The organism is Streptomyces achromogenes subsp. achromogenes (assembly GCF_000720835.1).
Taxonomy (GTDB): Bacteria; Actinomycetota; Actinomycetes; order Streptomycetales; family Streptomycetaceae; genus Streptomyces; species Streptomyces achromogenes.
In genome coordinates this window covers 1-229 of record NZ_JODT01000148.1, presented here as the reverse complement: position 1 = coordinate 229, position 229 = coordinate 1, and the positions used below count along the sequence as shown (strand labels likewise).

Annotated in this window: 1 pseudogene; it reads left to right on the top strand. The window is 74.7% G+C overall.

Going from position 1 to position 229, the window contains the following annotated elements:
* Window positions 1-229 (top strand): annotated as a pseudogene (locus IH25_RS38335) (acetyl-/propionyl-CoA carboxylase subunit alpha); the annotation flags it as partial.

The window sequence follows — 229 nt, the reverse complement described above, 5'->3', positions numbered from 1 at the left end:
CTCCTTCGAGTTCCGCATCAACGGCGAGGACCCGGGCCGCAACTTCCTGCCCGCCCCCGGCACCGTCACCGCCTTCGACGCCCCCACCGGCCCCGGCGTCCGACTGGACGCCGGCGTGGAGGCCGGCAGCGTCATCGGCCCGGCCTGGGACTCCCTGCTCGCCAAGCTGATCGTCACCGGCCGCACCCGCAAGGAAGCCCTCCAGCGCGCCTCCCGCGCCCTGGAAGAG